Below are 211 nucleotides of genomic sequence, written 5' to 3' on the forward strand. Positions count from 1 at the left end.
GGAATATTGCACAATGGGCGCAAGCCTGATGCAGCCATGCCGCGTGTATGAAGAAGGCCTTCGGGTTGTAAAGTACTTTCAGCGAGGAGGAAGGCGTTAAGGTTAATAACCTTGGTGATTGACGTTACTCGCAGAAGAAGCACCGGCTAACTCCGTGCCAGCAGCCGCGGTAATACGGAGGGTGCAAGCGTTAATCGGAATTACTGGGCGT

The 211-nt window shown here is 52.6% G+C and carries 1 rRNA gene; it reads left to right on the forward strand.

The window, feature by feature from the left end:
- Positions 1-211: ribosomal RNA gene (locus tag PGR09_RS24610) — 16S ribosomal RNA — on the forward strand; the annotation flags it as partial.

This window comes from Klebsiella sp. 141251, from assembly GCF_050600725.1.
Lineage (GTDB): Bacteria > Pseudomonadota > Gammaproteobacteria > Enterobacterales > Enterobacteriaceae > Klebsiella > Klebsiella aerogenes.